16 protein-coding genes and 3 tRNA genes are annotated in these 17,512 nt (G+C 61.9%); 15 read left to right on the forward strand and 4 right to left on the reverse strand.

The window, feature by feature from the left end:
- Nucleotides 1–35: 35 nt before the first annotated feature.
- The 6 genes from gacA (at nucleotide 36) to G7016_RS05850 (ending at nucleotide 3,794) form a co-directional block, all read left to right on the forward strand.
- The gene (gacA, locus tag G7016_RS05825; protein WP_181111900.1) at nucleotides 36–680 is read left to right on the forward strand and encodes a response regulator transcription factor GacA; all 645 of its coding nucleotides are present in this window, start codon (nucleotides 36–38) and stop codon (nucleotides 678–680) included.
- A 3-nt stretch (nucleotides 681–683) separates the two neighbouring features.
- On the forward strand, nucleotides 684–2,507 hold the full coding sequence (gene uvrC, locus G7016_RS05830; protein WP_181111901.1) for an excinuclease ABC subunit UvrC: 1,824 nt from the start codon (nucleotides 684–686) through the stop codon (nucleotides 2,505–2,507).
- 32 nt (nucleotides 2,508–2,539) lie between these two features.
- On the forward strand, nucleotides 2,540–3,097 hold the full coding sequence (pgsA, locus tag G7016_RS05835; protein ID WP_181111902.1) for a CDP-diacylglycerol--glycerol-3-phosphate 3-phosphatidyltransferase: 558 nt from the start codon (nucleotides 2,540–2,542) through the stop codon (nucleotides 3,095–3,097).
- Nucleotides 3,098–3,164: 67 nt separating this feature from the next.
- Nucleotides 3,165–3,240 (forward strand) — tRNA-Gly (locus tag G7016_RS05840).
- 37 nt (nucleotides 3,241–3,277) lie between these two features.
- Nucleotides 3,278–3,351, forward strand: a tRNA-Cys gene (locus G7016_RS05845).
- A gap of 260 nt (nucleotides 3,352–3,611) precedes the next feature.
- Nucleotides 3,612–3,794: a hypothetical protein gene (locus tag G7016_RS05850; RefSeq protein ID WP_181111903.1), complete on the forward strand. Its 183-nt coding sequence runs from the start codon at nucleotides 3,612–3,614 to the stop codon at nucleotides 3,792–3,794.
- Between the two features lie 69 nt (nucleotides 3,795–3,863).
- On the opposite strand, the gene G7016_RS05855 is transcribed toward G7016_RS05850, so the two are convergent.
- On the reverse strand, nucleotides 3,864–5,030 hold the full coding sequence (locus G7016_RS05855) for an MFS transporter (protein ID WP_308812144.1): 1,167 nt from the start codon (nucleotides 5,028–5,030) through the stop codon (nucleotides 3,864–3,866).
- 251 nt (nucleotides 5,031–5,281) lie between these two features.
- Between G7016_RS05855 and G7016_RS05860 the strand changes: the two genes are divergently transcribed.
- From G7016_RS05860 to G7016_RS05890, 7 genes are all read left to right on the forward strand, one after another.
- Nucleotides 5,282–6,175 (forward strand): LysR family transcriptional regulator, encoded by an 894-nt coding sequence (locus G7016_RS05860; protein ID WP_181111904.1) that lies wholly within the window; start codon nucleotides 5,282–5,284, stop codon nucleotides 6,173–6,175.
- Nucleotides 6,176–6,256: 81 nt separating this feature from the next.
- A complete protein-coding gene (locus tag G7016_RS05865; protein WP_181111905.1) occupies nucleotides 6,257–6,637 on the forward strand; it encodes a MerR family transcriptional regulator in 381 nt (126 codons plus the stop codon).
- Nucleotides 6,638–6,697: 60 nt separating this feature from the next.
- Entirely contained in the window at nucleotides 6,698–7,879 is a 1,182-nt protein-coding gene (locus G7016_RS05870) for an isovaleryl-CoA dehydrogenase (protein ID WP_181111906.1), read from the forward strand.
- A 32-nt stretch (nucleotides 7,880–7,911) separates the two neighbouring features.
- Entirely contained in the window at nucleotides 7,912–9,519 is a 1,608-nt protein-coding gene (locus tag G7016_RS05875; RefSeq protein ID WP_181111907.1) for a carboxyl transferase domain-containing protein, read from the forward strand.
- 37 nt (nucleotides 9,520–9,556) lie between these two features.
- Complete coding sequence (locus G7016_RS05880; RefSeq protein ID WP_181111908.1) at nucleotides 9,557–10,360, forward strand: enoyl-CoA hydratase-related protein; 804 nt, start codon at nucleotides 9,557–9,559, stop codon at nucleotides 10,358–10,360.
- Nucleotides 10,357–12,258, forward strand: coding sequence for an acetyl/propionyl/methylcrotonyl-CoA carboxylase subunit alpha (locus tag G7016_RS05885; protein ID WP_181111909.1), 1,902 nt, complete (start codon nucleotides 10,357–10,359; stop codon nucleotides 12,256–12,258). The genes G7016_RS05880 and G7016_RS05885 overlap by 4 nt, the downstream gene beginning before the upstream one ends.
- Entirely contained in the window at nucleotides 12,245–13,141 is an 897-nt protein-coding gene (locus G7016_RS05890) for a hydroxymethylglutaryl-CoA lyase (protein ID WP_181112193.1), read from the forward strand. The genes G7016_RS05885 and G7016_RS05890 overlap by 14 nt, the downstream gene beginning before the upstream one ends.
- 38 nt (nucleotides 13,142–13,179) lie before the next feature.
- On the opposite strand, the gene G7016_RS05895 is transcribed toward G7016_RS05890, so the two are convergent.
- Together G7016_RS05895 and G7016_RS05900 are read right to left on the reverse strand one after the other, a co-directional pair.
- On the reverse strand, nucleotides 13,180–13,449 hold the full coding sequence (locus G7016_RS05895) for a helix-turn-helix domain-containing protein (protein ID WP_181111910.1): 270 nt from the start codon (nucleotides 13,447–13,449) through the stop codon (nucleotides 13,180–13,182).
- A gap of 100 nt (nucleotides 13,450–13,549) precedes the next feature.
- Nucleotides 13,550–13,635, reverse strand: a tRNA-Leu gene (locus tag G7016_RS05900).
- Nucleotides 13,636–13,860: 225 nt separating this feature from the next.
- Here G7016_RS05900 and G7016_RS05905 point away from each other — a divergent pair.
- Nucleotides 13,861–14,718, forward strand: a complete 858-nt coding sequence (locus G7016_RS05905) for an SDR family oxidoreductase (protein WP_181111911.1) — start codon at nucleotides 13,861–13,863, stop codon at nucleotides 14,716–14,718.
- A 111-nt stretch (nucleotides 14,719–14,829) separates the two neighbouring features.
- Here the strand turns inward: G7016_RS05905 and G7016_RS05910 are convergent, their stop codons facing one another.
- Nucleotides 14,830–15,054, reverse strand: coding sequence for a DUF6555 family protein (locus tag G7016_RS05910; protein WP_181111912.1), 225 nt, complete (start codon nucleotides 15,052–15,054; stop codon nucleotides 14,830–14,832).
- Between the two features lie 202 nt (nucleotides 15,055–15,256).
- Here G7016_RS05910 and G7016_RS05915 point away from each other — a divergent pair, with 202 nt between their 5' ends.
- Nucleotides 15,257–17,503: an ATP-binding protein gene (locus G7016_RS05915; protein ID WP_181111913.1), complete on the forward strand. Its 2,247-nt coding sequence runs from the start codon at nucleotides 15,257–15,259 to the stop codon at nucleotides 17,501–17,503.
- Nucleotides 17,504–17,512 lie beyond the last annotated feature (9 nt).

Here is a 17,512-nt window from a genome sequence, read left to right on the forward strand (position 1 = left end):
CGTTCTGAATGTAAAGCGTAACGAGAGGTGTCTGCTTGATTAGGGTGCTAGTGGTCGACGATCACGATCTGGTACGCACAGGCATTACTCGCATGCTGTCCGACATCGACGGGCTTCAAGTGGTCGGCCAGGCGGAGTCGGGGGAAGAAGCGCTGAAGGCTGCGCGGGATCTGAAACCAGACGTGGTACTGATGGATGTGAAGATGCCTGGCATCGGCGGGCTGGAAGCCACCCGCAAGATGTTGCGCAGCCATCCGGACGTGAAGGTTGTGGTAGTGACGGTGTGCGAGGAAGATCCGTTCCCCACGCGGTTGCTTCAGGCAGGTGCCGCAGGGTACCTCACCAAAGGCGCTGCGCTTGGCGAGATGGTTCAGGCCATTCGCCTGGTGTTTGCCGGCCAACGCTATATCAGCCCACAGATTGCTCAGCAGTTGGCGCTCAAGTCGTTCCAGCCACAGACCACGGCGTCCCCGTTCGATCTGTTGTCAGAGCGGGAAATCCAGATCGCCCTGATGATCGTTGGGTGCCAGAAGGTGCAGAATATCTCGGATCGGCTTTGTCTCTCGCCAAAGACGGTGAATACCTATCGGTACCGCATTTTCGAGAAGCTTTCCATTACCAGCGATGTCGAGCTGACCTTGCTGGCCGTTCGCCACGGCATGGTCGACGCCAACGCGTAAAACATGACTCAGACTTTCGATCCGTCCGCCTTCCTGGCGACCTGCAGTGGCCGCCCCGGCGTTTATCGGATGTTCGACGAGGGCGGGCGTCTGCTGTACGTCGGCAAGGCTCGTAACCTCAAGAAGCGCCTGGCGAGCTATTTCCGCAAAACCGGCCTGGCGCCCAAGACCGCCGCCCTGGTGGGCCACATCGCCCAGGTGGAAACCACCATCACGGCCAACGAGACCGAGGCGTTGCTGCTCGAGCAGACACTCATCAAGGAGTGGCGGCCGCCTTACAACATTCTTCTGCGCGACGATAAGTCCTACCCTTACGTTTACCTGTCGGACGCCGAGTTTCCGCGGCTGAGCATCCATCGGGGCGCGAAGAAGGGCAAGGGCCGCTATTTCGGCCCTTATCCCAGCGCTGGCGCGATCCGCGAAAGCCTCAGCCTGCTGCAGAAAACCTTCCAGGTTCGCCAGTGCGAAGACAGTTACTTCAAGAACCGCACACGCCCGTGCCTGCAATACCAGATCAATCGCTGCAAGGCGCCTTGCGTGCGAGCCGTGGAAACCCCGGAGTACGCCGAGGACGTGCGCCACTCGATCATGTTCCTCGAGGGGCGCAGCCACCAGCTCACCAATGAGCTGTCTGAAACCATGGAGCGGGCGGCCATGGACCTGGATTTCGAAAAGGCCGCAGAGCTGCGCGACCAGATTGCTGTGCTGCGCCGCGTGCAGGATCAGCAAAGCATGGAGGGCGGCACCGGCGATGTGGACGTGATCGCCGCGTTCGTGAACCCGGGCGGGGCCTGCGTGCACTTGATCAGCGTGCGCGGCGGGCGAGTGCTGGGCAGCAAGAACTTCTTCCCGCAGGTAGGTATTGAAGAGTCCCTGGACGAGGTAATGTCGGCATTCCTGTCCCAATACTACCTGGGCAGTTCCGAACGTGAGCTGCCCACAGAGCTGATCGTCAATACGCTCCCGGAAGACATCGAGGCACTGGTGGAGGCCGTCGCAACCCTGCGAGGGCGTGAACTTGCAGTCAGCCACCGCGTGCGTGGTACCCGGGCGCGCTGGCAGCAGCTGGCCGTGACCAACGCCGACCAGGCACTGGCCGCGCGGCTGGCGAACCGGCAGCACGTGACCGCGCGGTTCGATGCCCTGGCCGACGTGCTGGGGATGGACGAGCCACCGCAGCGGCTGGAGTGTTACGACATCAGCCACTCCAGCGGTGAGGCCACCGTCGCCTCTTGTGTGGTGTTCGGCCCCGAAGGCCCGATCAAGTCGGATTACCGCCGCTACAACATCGAAGGCGTGACCGCGGGCGACGACTACGCTGCGATGCACCAGGCCCTTACCCGCCGCTTCAGCAAGATCAAGAACGGCGAGGGCAAGCTACCGGATGTGCTGCTGGTGGACGGCGGCAAGGGGCAGCTGAACATGGCCCGCGATGTGTTGCAGGAATTGGAGGTGCCCGAGCTGATCCTGATTGGGGTGGCCAAAGGCGTGACCCGCAAGGCCGGTTTCGAAACCTTGTACCTCAATGACGTGGCCAACGAATTTACGTTGAAGGCTGACTCGCCCGCGCTGCACCTGATTCAGCAGATTCGCGATGAAGCACACCGTTTTGCAATCACCGGCCACCGTGCGCGGCGAGGCAAAGCGCGGCGTACGTCAACGCTCGAAGGGATCGACGGGGTAGGGCCCAAGCGCCGCCGCGACCTGCTTAAACACTTTGGAGGGCTCCAGGAATTGTCACGTGCCAGCATCGACGAAATTGCCAAGGCACCTGGCATCAGCAAAAAGCTGGCGGAGTCGATTTATGCCAACCTGCACAGCGAGTAGAATGGCCGCTCAACCCGCTGCCAGTCGTGCCGATGAATATTCCTAATATCCTAACTGTGTTGCGCGTCGCGCTGATCCCGATCTTCATTCTGCTGTTCTACCTTCCGTACCACTGGAGCTACTTGGCGGCGAGCAGCGTGTTCGCCATTGCCGCTGCCACGGATTGGCTCGACGGTTACCTTGCCAGGCGCCTCGAACAGAGCACCCCCTTCGGCGCGTTCCTCGACCCGGTCGCAGACAAGCTCACGGTGGCGGTGGCGCTGGTGCTGCTGGTGCAGGCCCACGCCAATATCTGGCTTACCCTTCCCGCCGCAGTGATCATCGGCCGGGAAATCGTAGTGTCGGCCCTGCGTGAATGGATGGCCGAACTCGGCGCCCGTGCCCAGGTGGCCGTTTCCAGCCTCGGTAAATGGAAAACCGCCGCGCAAATGGTTGCGTTGATCATCCTGCTCGGCAACCCGCCTGCGCTCACCCTCATCGTGCTCGTTGGCTACGGCCTGCTGTTGATCTCCGCGGCGCTCACGCTGTGGTCCATGGTCAATTACCTGCGCGCCGCGCTGCCTCACCTGAGTACTGATGTAAAAAAATAAAACTATTTTTGAATCAAAGGCTTGACGGCCTGCGCCGTTTAGATAGAATGGCGCCCGTCAACACGACGCGGGAATAGCTCAGTTGGTAGAGCACGACCTTGCCAAGGTCGGGGTCGCGAGTTCGAGTCTCGTTTCCCGCTCCAGTTTTCGCATCGGGCAGGTTCCTGTCAGGTGTTTTGAGGCCGAGTAGCAAAGTGGTTATGCTGCGGATTGCAAATCCGCCTACGCCGGTTCGATTCCGACCTCGGCCTCCATCATTGAAAGCCCCGCAGATCAACGGTCTGCGGGGTTTTTCTTTTGTGCTTTCGAAATGCTTTCAGGCTGACATGGGCCAGATCGGGGACACCCCCGCAAGCTGCCGCGTGCGCCTCGGCGTTGATCACGTCACAAGATTTTCAGAGCGCGCTATGCTGCAAGGGTCGTAGGCAATGCCCGCTTGGGCATAGATCATGTACGAAACCTGACCAGCGAGAAGCTTATGGATACTTTGATAGTCCAGCTCCGAGAGGCCAGGGTGAACGGTCGTAATGTATCGCACATTGTAGTTAGGACACCCCCTCTCTGGTACCGCATCGCACTCGATCCGCTGACAGACCGCCAACCCGACGGTATGGCGTTCCTGGGCGTGCCGGTGACCTACCACGAGGCAGAAGAGGAGGGCGACGTCAGCGAATTCAGCCTTGTATTCGAGGAGTAGCGGCATGCCGCTGTGCCAGGCGGGCCCAGGTCAACGGCCCGCCCGGCTGCGGACGCAACCAGGCGGCAGTCAGTTGCGGGCCGCGCGGGCGGCCAGTACAGTGAAGCCCGCAGCGATCACAAGCAGGGCCACGCTCAGGCCAAAGGTGGCCTGGTAGCCGCTGGCGTCGTATAGCAACCCGCCGAGGGTCGCGCCCAGCATGATCGCCAGTTGCACGATCGCCACCATCAGGCCGCCGCCTGCTTCCGCGTCGCGAGGGAGGGTTCGCGACAGCCACGTCCACCAACCCACCGGGGCGGCGGTCGCCATCAGGCCCCATACCCCCAGCAGCACCGCACTGGTACCGAGTGAGGCGCCAATCCAGATCAACGCGCCAGCGATGGCAGCCATCACTACAGGGATCACCACCAGTGTGCCGTACAGGCTCCTTTGCAAAATGCTGCCGATCATGGCGGTACCGGCGAAGCCTGCCACTCCCATCACCAGCAATATCCCCGAAACCGTCTGAACATTAGCGTGGCCTGCCGTTTCGAGGAACGGGCGCAGGTAGGTGAACAGGGAAAATTGCCCCATGAAAAACAGGCTTACGGCGATCATGCCCAGCGAAACGGCGGGCCGTTTCATCAGATGCCATAGTGCCCTTGCCCCTGCGCTACCTTGAGATTGAAGGGCGGGCAGGCTCAGTAACTTCCATACGAACGCGACCATCGCAACGGGGACGACAGCGAAGAATGCCCAGCGCCACCCTATGATCGCGCCCAGGTAACTGCCGAGGGGCGCGGCAATGACCGTCGCCAAGGCGTTCCCCCCATTGACGATAGCCAGTGCCTTGGGTACCTGATGGTCCGCCACCAGGCGCATGGCGGTTGCCGCTGACATGGACCAGAAGCCGCCGATCGCCACGCCGATCAGCGCCCGGCCAACCATGAAGATGCCGTAGTTGGAAGCAGTGGCCACCACGGTGCCGGAGATCACCATCAACAGTGTGAGAGACAGCAGCAGTAGCTTACGGTCCACCCGGCCGGCCAAGGATGAAATAGACAGGCTGGTGATCAGCGCGAAAGCGCCGGAAATCGAGATGGCCTGGCCCGCCGCGCCTTCGGTGATATGAAGGTCGGTAGCAATAGGGGTGAGCAGGCTGACCGGCATGAACTCGGACGCCACCAGGGCGAACGCCCCCAAGGCTAGCGCGAACACCGGGGCCCAGCTGGCTGAGGGTTCGCGTGGCCGGGCAATACCGGGCAGGGAGGGGTGTTCAAGGGTATCTGACACGGTTCGGTCTCAAGCAAGGACGAAGCAGCCATGCTATAGGGGCATACCTTGGAAAAAAATTGCGTGCCCGTTGATGCACTGCTGAATAATCCTCACCAATTGCATGCGTCGTCTGCTTGTCAGTCGCCTTTCACGATCGACTAGGCGCAGCTGACAGCACGGATTACCATCGCCTCGGCGGGTACTCCCTAATCAATCGTGAAGGCAGATCAATAATGGCGCTTCCCAAGATCAGCGACTTGCAAGCTTTTGTGGCTGTGGCCCAGGACCAGAGCTTTACCAAGGCTGCTGCGCGGCTGGGCGTCACGCCTTCTGCGCTCAGCCATACCCTCAGGGCACTGGAAGCTCGGCTGGGTATTCGCTTGCTCACCCGCACCACCCGCAACGTGGCGCCCACCGAAGCAGGGGCCAGGCTATTGCAGGCAGTGGCCCCGCTGTTCGATCAGATTGCCGAGGAGGTGTCGGCGCTGGGGGAGCTGCGCGACAAGCCGTCCGGCAGCATTCGCATAACCTGTTCCGACGACGCCGCGGAACGGTGTATCCGCCCGATGCTGGCGGGCTTTCTGGCTGAGTACCCTGACATCCAGGTCGAGGTCAGTATCGACTACGGCTTCACCAACATAGTGACGGAGCGATTCGACGCCGGCATCCGCCTGGGGGAATCCATCAGCAAGGACATGATCGCGGTGCGCGTGGGCCCGGACTGGAGGCTGGCCGTGGTAGGGACGCCGGCCTATTTCCGCCGGCACACCGCACCGGTACTGCCACAAGACCTGACACAGCACAGCTGCATCAATATTCGCCACTCGGCCAATGGTGCCTGTTACGCCTGGGAATTCGAAAAGGATGGACGCAAGCTCACGACACGGGTGAGCGGTCAGTTCACGGCCAACAGTATCGTGCATGTGATGAATGCGGCGCTTGACGGCATCGGGCTGGCGTATGTCCCTGACTTTCTCGCCCAGCCCTACCTGGAAAGCGGCCGGCTGGTCGAAGTGCTCGCCGACTGGAGCCCCACGTTCGACGGCTTCCACTTGTATTACCCGCACCGCAGCCACGCATCTCCGGCCTTTGCAAAGTTCGTGGAAGCCATCCGATTCCGCGATTGACCAAGGCTGCTGTGGCTACCATTGACAGCACCTCGACCTTACCCTTACGTTAACGTAAAGCAATTGGCTGGAAGCGCTTCCTTGACCACCACCTATACGATTTCCGAGCTGGCCCGTGTGCTGGACGTCACTACCCGAACCATCCGGTTCTATGAAGAGCAGGGCATGCTGACGCCTGAGCGGCGTGGCCAGGAACGGATCTTCTACCCCCGCGACCTGGTGACGCTCAAGTTGATACTCAGGGGCAAGCGAATCGGCTTTTCGCTGGCCGAATGCAAAGAGCTGATTGACCTGTACGACCCCGCTGGCAACCGGCGGCAGCTTGCGCGTTTCCTTGAAAAGATCGAAGAGCGGCGCGGCCAGCTCAAACAACAGATGCTCGATATCGAGCAGATGCATCTGGAACTGGACACTGCCGAAGGGCGTTGCAGAGCTGCATTGGACCAAGCCCCTCTGCCCTGACGCAGCCCCGAAGCGCGCACCTGCACCTCCCAACAATTACAAAAGAGAGAGAGCACAGCGATGACCCCCTTGCCCGGCCTTGATTTTTTTCTCGGCGAAGACATCAACATGCTGCGCGATTCGGTCGCAGGCTTTGTAGCGGCCGAGGTGGCACCGCTTGCGGAGCAGGCCGACCGTGACGACGCGTTCCCCATGCACTTGTGGCGCAAGTTCGGGGAGATGGGGCTTCTGGGCCTCACGGTACCCGAAGAGTATGGTGGCGCCGGCATGGGCTACCTGGCCCACATGGTCGCCATGGAAGAGGTGTCTCGCGGTGCGGGTGGCATTGGCCTCTCCTACGGCGCGCATTCCAACCTGTGCGTGAACCAGATCAACCGCAACGGCACCCATGAACAGAAAATGCGTTTCCTGCCGAAGTTGATTTCAGGCGAGCACGTGGGCGCGCTGGCCATGAGCGAGCCCAACGCCGGCTCCGATGTGGTGTCCATGCGGCTGCGGGCCGACCGTGAGGGTGACCACTATGTGCTCAACGGCACGAAGATGTGGATCACCAACGGGCCGGACTGCGACGTGCTGGTGGTGTACGCCAAGACAGACCCGGCCGCAGGAGCGAAGGGCATCACGGCGTTTATTCTTGATACCGACACCCCCGGCTTCTCCGTAGCGCAAAAGCTGGACAAGCTGGGGATGCGTGGCTCGCACACGGGCGAACTGGTGTTCGACAACGTGGAGGTGCCCCTCGAGAACGTGCTTGGCCAAGTCAACCAGGGCACGGGCGTGCTGATGAGTGGCCTGGACTATGAGCGCGCCGTGCTCTCCGGTGGACCACTGGGGCTTATGCAGGCCGCCATGGATGCGGTGGTGCCTTACCTGCACGACCGCAAGCAATTCGGCCAGAGCATCGGCGAGTTCCAGCTCATCCAGGGCAAGGTGGCGGACATGTACACCACCCATCAAGCCTGCCGCGCTTACATGTATGCCGTGGGCAAGCATCTGGATGCCCTCGGCAGCGGCCATGTTCGCCAGGTTCGCAAGGATTGCGCCGGCGTCATTCTGTACGCGGCGGAAAAAGCGACCTGGCTTGCTGGTGAGGCCATCCAGATCCTCGGGGGCAACGGCTACATCAACGAATTCCCGGTGGGCCGTATCTGGCGCGACGCCAAGCTGTATGAGATCGGTGCGGGCACCAGCGAAATACGCCGCATGTTGATCGGCCGTGAGCTGTTCAACGAAACCCGCTGAGGGCGCTTCTTTCGCATATAAGGGACGTTCACATGAGCATTTTGAATTCCGCGATCAGCGCCCAGGCGGCCGACTTCAAGGCCAACCAGAGCGCTATGCTCGAACAGGTAGGTGTGCTGCGCCAGTTATTGGACCGGGTGCATCAGGGCGGTGGGGAAGTAGCGCAGGCACGGCACACCGCCAAAGGTAAGTTACTGCCGCGCACGCGCATCAACCTGTTGCTCGACCCCGGTTCGCCTTTTCTTGAAGTGGGCGAGCTGGCGGCCTTCCAGGTGTACGACGAGGAGGTTGCCGCAGCCGGGCTTATCGCCGGTATTGGCCGGATCGAAGGCACCGAATGCATGATCATCGCCAACGATGCCACGGTGAAGGGTGGCTCGTATTACCCACTTACGGTGAAAAAACACCTGCGCGCCCAGGCCATCGCGCGGCAGAACCGCTTGCCCTGTGTGTACCTGGTGGATTCAGGTGGCGCCAACCTTCCGCGTCAGGACGAGGTATTTCCGGACCGCGAGCACTTCGGCCGCATTTTCTTCAACCAGGCCAACATGAGCGCCGAGGGGATTGCGCAGATCGCCGTGGTGATGGGGTCCTGCACCGCCGGCGGCGCCTACGTGCCGGCCATGAGTGACGAAACCATCATGGTCCGCGAACAGGCGACCATCTTCCTGGCCGGCCCACCCCTGGTGAAGGCCGCTACCGGCGAGGTGGTCACCGCCGAAGCGCTCGGTGGCGCCGATGTGCATTGCCGCACGTCCGGGGTGGCCGATCACTATGCGGAAAACGACGAGCACGCGCTGGCCATTGCCCGGCGTTGCATCGCCAACCTCAACCATAAGCCTGCCCAGGCCGTCACGCCAGCTACGCCCATGGCCCCGCGTTATCCGGCCGAGGACCTGTACGGCATCGTGCCTGCCGATCCTCGCCAGCCCTTCGAGGTGCGCGAGGTGATCGCTCGCCTGGTGGACGACTCGCGCCTGGATGAATTCAAGGCGCTGTTCGGGACCACCCTGGTCTGTGGTTTCGCGCGCATCAACGGTTACCCGGTCGCGATCCTCGCGAACAATGGCATCTTGTTCGCCGAGGCGGCGCAAAAGGGCGCGCACTTTATCGAGCTGGCGTGCCAGCGCAAGGTGCCGTTGCTGTTCCTGCAGAACATCACGGGCTTTATGGTGGGGCAAAAATACGAAGCGGGCGGTATCGCCAAGCACGGCGCCAAGTTGGTCACCGCGGTGGCCTGCGCCCGGGTGCCCAAGTTCACGGTGATCATCGGCGGCAGTTTCGGGGCCGGGAACTACGGCATGTGCGGCCGCGCCTATGACCCCAATTTCCTGTGGATGTGGCCCAACGCAAAAATCGGTGTAATGGGCGCTGCCCAGGCCGCCGGGGTGCTGGTGCAAGTGAAGGAAGAACAGGCTCGCCGCGCCGGGCGTGAGTTTGATGATGCGCAAGCGGAGGCGCTCAGGCAGCCACTGATCGCGCAATACGAGCAGCAGGCCCACGCGTTCTATTCCAGCGCGCGTTTGTGGGACGACGGGGTGATCGACCCCGCGCAAACCCGGGACGTACTGGCGCTGGCCTTGGCCGTGGCGGCCAACGCACCTGTGGCCGATACCCGCTTCGGCGTGTTCCGCATGTAATCACGGCGCCGGCCACACCTTCGAAGAGCACACAACAATGACAAACTTTTCGACCGTAACCCTCGAACAACACACCGATGACGTTGCCACCTTGTGGCTGAACCGACCTGACAAGAACAACGCCTTCAATGCCTCGATGATCAGCGAGCTTCGCGAAGCCTTCCGGCTGATCGCTGCAGATACCCATTTGCGCCTGCTGATCCTGCGCGGGCGTGGCCGACACTTCAGCGCCGGTGCTGATCTGGCCTGGATGCAAGCCAGCGTAAACCTCACCTTGGACGAAAACCTCGCCGACGCACGAGCCCTTGGCGATATGCTCGAAGCCCTCCATACCCTGCCGGTACCGACCCTGGCGGTGGTCAACGGTGCCGCTTTCGGCGGCGCGGTGGGCTTGGCGTGTTGCTGCGACATGGCCATCGGTACGCAGGATGCGCAATTCAGCCTGTCGGAGGTTCGACTGGGCCTTGCGCCTGCGGTAATCAGCCCCTACGTGACACAAGCCATTGGTGCCCGCGCCACTCGGCGCTACACCCTTACGGCGGAGCGCTTCGATGCCACCCGGGCGCAGGCGCTTGGGCTGTTGGCGGAAGTGTATGCGCCTGAAGCCCTCGAGGGCGCAGTGGAGCAGTGGGTTGCCAATGTGTTGAATAACGGCCCCACAGCCTTGCGTGCGAGCAAGGCGCTGCTGCTGGAAGTAGGCGACGGCGCGGTCAGCGACCCCCTGCGTCGTCGCACCGAAGAGGTGATCGCGCAGCTGCGCAGTGGTGCCGAGGGGCAGGAAGGGATCGCTGCCTTCCTGGAGAAACGCTCCCCCAACTGGCAGGCGAGGGCTGGCGCATGAGCACACTTGACCGGTTGTTGATCGCCAACCGTGGCGAGATCGCGTGCCGCATCATGCGGACCGCCCAGGCGTTGGGAATCGAATGCGTAGCGGTGTACAGCGATGCGGATCGTCGGGCCCGCCATGTGCGCGAGGCGGACGTCGCCATTGCTTTGGGCGGCACCAAACCCGCCGAGAGCTACCTAAACATCGACAAAGTCATCGCCGCAGCGAAGGCCAGCGGCGCCCGGGCGGTACACCCGGGGTACGGCTTTTTGTCCGAGAACGCCACGTTCGCGCGTGAGTTGGAGGAAGCAGGGCTGATATTCATCGGGCCACCGGCTTCGGCCATCGACGCCATGGGCAGCAAGGCCGCGGCCAAGGCGCTGATGGAAATTGCACAGGTACCGCTGGTGCCGGGCTACCACGGCGAGGACCAACGCTACGAAACCTTCCGCGCCGCCGCCGAGCGTATTGGCTACCCCGTGCTGCTCAAGCCCAGCGCGGGTGGCGGCGGCAAGGGCATGAAGGTAGTTGAAAACGAGGCGGGCCTGGCCGACGGTATTGAATCAGCGCAGCGGGAGGCCCGGTCCTCCTTCGGCGACGCTCGCCTGCTGGTGGAAAAGTACGTACTTTCGCCGCGCCACGTGGAAATCCAGGTATTCGCGGACCAGCATGGCCATTGCGTGTACCTCCATGAGCGTGACTGTTCGATTCAGCGCCGTCACCAAAAGGTCATTGAAGAAGCACCGGCCCCGGGGCTTACGGCTGAATTACGCCAGGCCATGGGGGAGGCAGCAGTGCGTGCGGCCCAGGCGATTGGCTACGTAGGCGCAGGCACTGTGGAGTTTTTGCTGGACGCCCGGGGCACGTTTTACTTCATGGAAATGAACACACGGCTACAAGTGGAGCACCCGGTGACCGAAGCCATCACCGGGCTGGACCTGGTGGCCTGGCAACTGCGTGTGGCGCGGGGCGAGCCGTTGCCCCTCACGCAGGACCAAGTGCCGTTGCGCGGCCATGCCATCGAGGCACGTCTGTATGCCGAAGACCCGGACACTGGCTTTCTTCCTGCCAGTGGGCGCCTTTCGGTTTATGAAGAGCCTGCAGCCGGGATCGGCCGCCGTGTGGACAGCGGGGTACAGGAAGGCGACGACATTTCACCGTTCTACGACCCCATGCTCGCCAAGCTGATCGCTTGGGGGGAAACCCGTGAAGACGCACGGCTGCGGCTGATCGCGATGCTGGCAGAAACCACCGTGGCCGGGGTGAAGACCAACAGGCATTTTCTACAGCGCTTGCTGGGCCACGGAGATTTCGCCGATGCCCGGTTGGACACGGGATTCATAGGCCGCCATGAGGCCGCACTGCTCCCGCCGGCCGAACCACTGGACGATGCCTTCTGGCAGCAGGCCGCCAGGCTGTACCTCGCTACGTCCGAAAAGCAGACAGAGCCTTCCCCCTGGGCTGCTCCCTCAGGCTGGCGACATGCAAGGCCCGCCGAAGCCGTGTTATCCCTGCAATGTGGCGAACAGCAGCGCCTGGTCACCTTCGACCCGGCCGAGCCGCAGGCATTTGCGATGGCAGGCGTGCGCCGTGCTTCGGCGTTGCATGTGCAATGGCAAGGGGCGCAGTACGAAGTGCATGCGGTGGACCCGCTGGCGCAAAGCAATGCCGCCCATGCTGCCCCCGGCAGCCTGGCAGCGCCCATGAATGCAAGCGTCGTCTCCGTGTTGGTAACCGTAGGCGATCATGTGGCAGCGGGCGCCAGCCTGGTGGTGCTGGAAGCGATGAAAATGGAGCACACCCTTCGAGCGCCGCGCAGTGGGCTTGTGACCGCCATCAACTGCGCCGCCGGCGATCTGGTAAACGAGGGCGCGGTGCTGGTCGCCGTCGAGGAGGTCGATAATGCTGCCTGAGCGCGTACGCATTGTGGAGGTGGGCCCGCGTGACGGCCTGCAGAACGAAGCGGCGGTGGTGCCGCTGGCGCAGAAAGTAGAGCTGATAAATGGCCTGACCCGGGCGGGGCTGGACTACATCGAGGTCGGCAGCTTTGTGTCGCCCAGATGGGTGCCACAGATGGCGGATACACCGGCGGTGTTCAGCGCCATCGAGCAGCGCCCGGGCGTGACCTATGCGGCACTGACGCCCAACCTGCGCGGGCTGGAAAGCGCGCTCGAGGCGGGGGTGAAGGAAGTTGCCGTGTTTGCCGCCGCGTCCGAAAGCTTTTCGCAACGCAATATCAACTGCTCCATTGCCGAGAGCATCAAGCGCTTCCAGCCGGTATTGGAGCTCGCCTCAAGCCGGGGCGTGCGCGTGCGAGGGTATGTGTCCTGCGTTCTGGGTTGCCCTTACGAGGGCGAGGTACGCCCTGAGCAGGTACGCGAAGTCGCAGGGGCGTTGATCGAGCTCGGCTGTTACGAGGTGTCCTTGGGGGACACAGTGGGCGTAGGCATCGCCCAGGCTACGCGGCGTTTGATCGAGACAGTGAGTGCAAAAGTGCCTCGGAGCCAGCTCGCCGGCCACTTCCATAACACCTACGGGCAGGCGCTGGTGAATGTCTACGCCAGCCTGCTCGAAGGTATCACGGTGTTCGACAGCTCCATCGGCGGGCTTGGCGGCTGCCCTTATGCCAAAGGCGCCAGCGGGAACCTGGCCACAGAGGACTTGCTGTACCTGCTCAACGGCCTGGGTATCGATACCGGAGTCAGCCTGCCAGCGTTGATAGCGTTAAGCGTCGGTTTCAATGCTTCGCTGGGCCGACTGCCGGATGCCAAGGTCAGCCGCGCGGGGGGAGCGTGATCTGGGCCTCAAAAGGGCGACCCCTCGACACCTGCATCTTAAAGATCCAGGAGTGCCTCAGGGACGCCCAAGGCGGCGGCGATCTTCTGCCGTGTGGCCTTGCGAGGCTTCGCAGCCTGCTCCTGCTGAGCGTAGGCGGGCTGGGAAATTCCGATCCGGGCTGCAACCTCCGCTTGCGACAAGCCAAGGTGTTTGCGCCAGGCAGCGGCAGGGCTCAGGCTTTCCCTCACCATGTGACCGACCACCTCGTTCGGTATCAGATCTTCGATTGGGTGGTTCTTGATGTATTTGGTGTAGAGGATGGCCATAGATGTTGAGAGCCGGAAGAGGTAGCTGATACCGACTAGAAATACGAGGGCGGAGGACGGCCGAGGGAGGAGCGTGATGCCAACTTCGCGGGAAAACAGATGGTGCCCGAACCCGGGGTCGAACCGGGACGCCCAGAAGGCGAGGGATTTTAAGTCCCTTGCGTCTACCAATTTCGCCATTCGGGCGGTAGCGCTGGAGTGTGAAGCGCGCTGATAAGCCATTGACGGCAAAGCATAATCAGCGCAAGGCCAGAATATATACAGCCTGCGCGGTACAGGCAAGAACAAAACTCGCTCGGTGCCGCAACCCGCGTGGTCCAGGCGCCACGCAGTTCGGCAAAACGACTGAACTGGCTCCTCGGCGGGGTGGTCGCTATTTCATATCGACCTAACGACCACGGGAGACCTAGCATGAAAAACTACCCAACGCCGCCATTCCCCAAGCAAGCCCAGCCAGTGCCTGGCAGCCAGGCGAAGATGAACCCTTTGCCAGACTGTGGCGAGGAGAGCTACAAAGGGTCGGGCCGCCTCGAAGGCAAAGTTGCACTGATAACAGGCGCGGATAGTGGCATCGGCCGCGCTGTGGCGATTGCTTTCGCACGCGAAGGCGCGGACCTGATCATCGGTTACCTGGATGAGCATGAAGACGCCCAGGCGACCGCAAAGATTGTAGAAGCGTCGGGCCGTAAATGCGTGCTTGTGCCAGGAGATCTTTCCAGGCGGGACGCCTGTCTTGAACTCGTAGACAAGGCAGTAGCGGAGTTTGGTCGGATCGACGTACTGGTGAACAACGCCGCCTTCCAGATGACCCATCAAAGCCTCGATGAAATTCCCGATGAGGAATGGGTGCATACGTTCGATGTAAACATCACGGCCATGTTCCGGATCTGCAAAGCCGCTGTGCCGCACATGAAGCCGGGCTCATCGATCATCAATACCTCGTCGGTGAACTCAGACAACCCCACGCCGCAGTTGCTGGCGTACGCCACCACCAAGGGCGCCATTGCCAACTTCAGTGCTGGCCTGGCCCAATTGCTTGGGCCCAAGAACATACGGGTCAACAGCGTGGCACCAGGGCCGATCTGGACCCCGCTCATTGTTGCAACCATGCCGGAAGAGCAGGTGACGCAATTCGGCTCGCAAACCCCGCTGGGTCGCCCGGGTCAGCCGGTGGAAGTGGCGCCTATCTATGTGATGCTGGCGTCGGACGAATCCAGCTACATCTCCGGCACGCGATTCGGCGTAACGGGCGGCAAGCCCATCCTTTAAGGGATGGGCCTATGGCTTGAAGTACCCCCGGGCAGCAAGCAAGGGCTGCCCGGCCAGCAAGCCCGTACACGTTGTACAAGCTGATAGGAATGCAGGGGTACGCCAGCTCCGTTACGACAATTCGCGAAACCCCACGTCGCTGACGCCGGCCTGCTCGGCAATCTGCCTTACGGCAGTAGCGGTGCCTTGAAGCGCTACTTCATATAGCCCGGCCCCGGCATGCAGCGAGGCGTAGTACCAGGCATCGGCTGTCGACATGCGTGAATCCCGCTGGCCAAAGCGTCGTGCCTTGCCCTTGTAGCGATAGCGAATCTCGTACTGCTTGTGCGATTCCATTGCGTACCTCCTCCTCGTGCCGAGGTATCGGACCCGGGTAGGATCCAACAGTTCCTTCTCGCCGACGAAAAGTTAGCCTTTTCTGCATGGGTGCACGGCTTTTTCCGGGATATTTAGTTAAACCAGGCTGTCCCAGATGCCGAGGTTTGTACAAGTCTGTTAAGGTATTGTCCAATTTATCAATGGTTACACGGAGCGTTCAGTGAGCCCACCCGAATCGGAACAGGCCCTTGCCGCCGCCATCGAGCAATGCGCGCGGGAACCTATTCGGATTCCCGGCAGCATCCAGCCTCATGGTTTCCTGCTGGTGCTCGATCCTGTCGATTTCACTGTCCTTCAGGCCAGTGAAAACGTTCGTGCCTGGCTCGGCCTGGACGCACAGGCGTTGATTGGTCAGCAGTTTGCTGCCTTGATCGCGTCCCCGGAGCCCATGCTGCAACGCCTTGCCGCAGCGCCGGCCGAAGACCCGCATCCGTTCCATGTGGGCGATGTGAGTTTCAGCGCGCCAGGTACCGCTGGGCCCTATGCAATGCTCGCCCATTGTTGGGACTCGGTGCTGATTGCCGAATTTGAGCCGGCCACGGATGTCAGCGCGGTCTACGGGCAGCTCTATCCGCTGGTTCGCGCGTTCGTAACCGGGCTGCAGGAGTTGGAAGGGGTCACCGAGCTGTGCCGTCGCGCGGTGAGCGAAATCAAGCGTATTACCGGCTTCGGCCGGGTAAAGGCCTATCGCTTCGATGCCGCCGGCAACGGGACCGTGTTGGCCGAAGAGTTGGACCCACAATACCCAAGCTATCTGGGCATGTGCTTCCCCGCCAGCGACATCCCCGCGCAGGCAAGGGCGCTTTATTGCACCAACCGCATTCGGGTCATCGAAAACGCCGACTACCAGCCGGCATCGTTGGTGCCCGCGCACAACCCGGCTACCGATAAGCCGCTGGACCTCAGTTATTCGGCCCTGCGCAGTGTTTCCCCGGTTCACCTTCAGTACATGCGCAACATGGGCACGCTCGCCTCGATGTCCATCTCTATCGTGGTGCGAGGCAAGTTATGGGGGCTGGTGTCCTGTCATAACGCGGAGCCGCGCCGGGTGAACTTCCAGGTACGTACGGCCTGTGAACTGTTGGGTAGCGTGTTGTCCTTGCAGATAGAAGCCCGTGAAGCGCATGCCGATACCCAGCGGCTATTGGGGCTGCGCCAGCATGTAGTAGAACTGTTATCGGCGATGGCAGACCGCGACAGTGTCACCGAAGGGCTGCTGGCGGTGCCCCAGAAGTTTGTAGGCTTTGCGGCCGCCAGCGGTGCCGCGATCATCAGCGACGATCGCTGCGAAACCATTGGCCAAGTTCCGCCGCTGGCGTCCATCGAGGCGTTGGTGCAGTGGCTCGGACGGGACGGGGCCGACGACGTGTTCCATACGGACAACGTTGGTCGGGATGTGCCTGATCGCTGCGGGATCGAAGAGCATGCGGCAGGCGTGCTTGCCATTGCGATTTCCAAGATCCACAGCCATTACCTGATCTGGTTCCGCCCCGAACAGGCGCGTACGGTGACCTGGGCCGGGCGCCCCGAGAAGAACGTCGCACCAGGCGGTTCGCTTCACCCGCGGCACAGTTTTGCCCAATGGCGGGAAGAAGTAAGCGGGTACTCGGTGCCGTGGGATCCTCTCGAAGTCGAGGCGGTCATCGAACTGCGTACCGCGGTATTAGGTATCGTGCTGCGCAAGGCCGAGGAGTTGGCTGCACTTGCAGGGGAGTTGAAGAAATCCAACAAGGAGCTGGAGGCGTTCTCCTACAGCGTGTCCCATGACCTGCGGGCGCCCTTGCGGCATATCGCGGGATATACCGAACTGCTCACCGATTTTGACGGGGACAAACTGTCTGATCGGGGCTTGCGCTTCCTGGAGCACATCGGTGACTCAGCGCGCTTTGCTGGCACCCTCGTCGATAACCTGCTGAGTTTTTCCCAGATGGGCCGGGCCGCCCTGCGGCACTCCGACGTGAACCTAGGGGCGCTGGTGGACGCTATCCGTGAAGAGATGCTTCCCGACTATGAAGGCCGGAACGTCATCTGGAGGGTCGCCCCCCTGCCAGCCGTGCTGGGTGATGCGGCCTTCCTCCACCTGGCGCTGCGCAACCTGATCTCCAACGCCCTTAAGTACAGCCGTCAGCAGGACCCTTCGATCGTCGAGATCGGTGCCTTGCGTAACGAGAGAGCCGGCGAAACCGTGATCTTCGTCAAGGATAACGGCGTCGGCTTCGACATGGCCTATGCGGGCAAGCTGTTCGGCGTGTTCCAACGCTTGCATCGCATGGAGGAGTTCGAAGGTACCGGGATCGGCCTTGCCAGCGTGCGGCGGATCATCGAGCGTCATCAGGGAAGGGTGTGGGCGGAGGGCACGCTGGGCGAAGGTGCAACCTTCTATTTCGCTTTGCCCGATCAACAGTAATCGGCCGGC

Origin of the sequence: Pseudomonas japonica (assembly GCF_013522925.1) — a bacterium.
Lineage (GTDB): Bacteria > Pseudomonadota > Gammaproteobacteria > Pseudomonadales > Pseudomonadaceae > Aquipseudomonas > Aquipseudomonas japonica_A.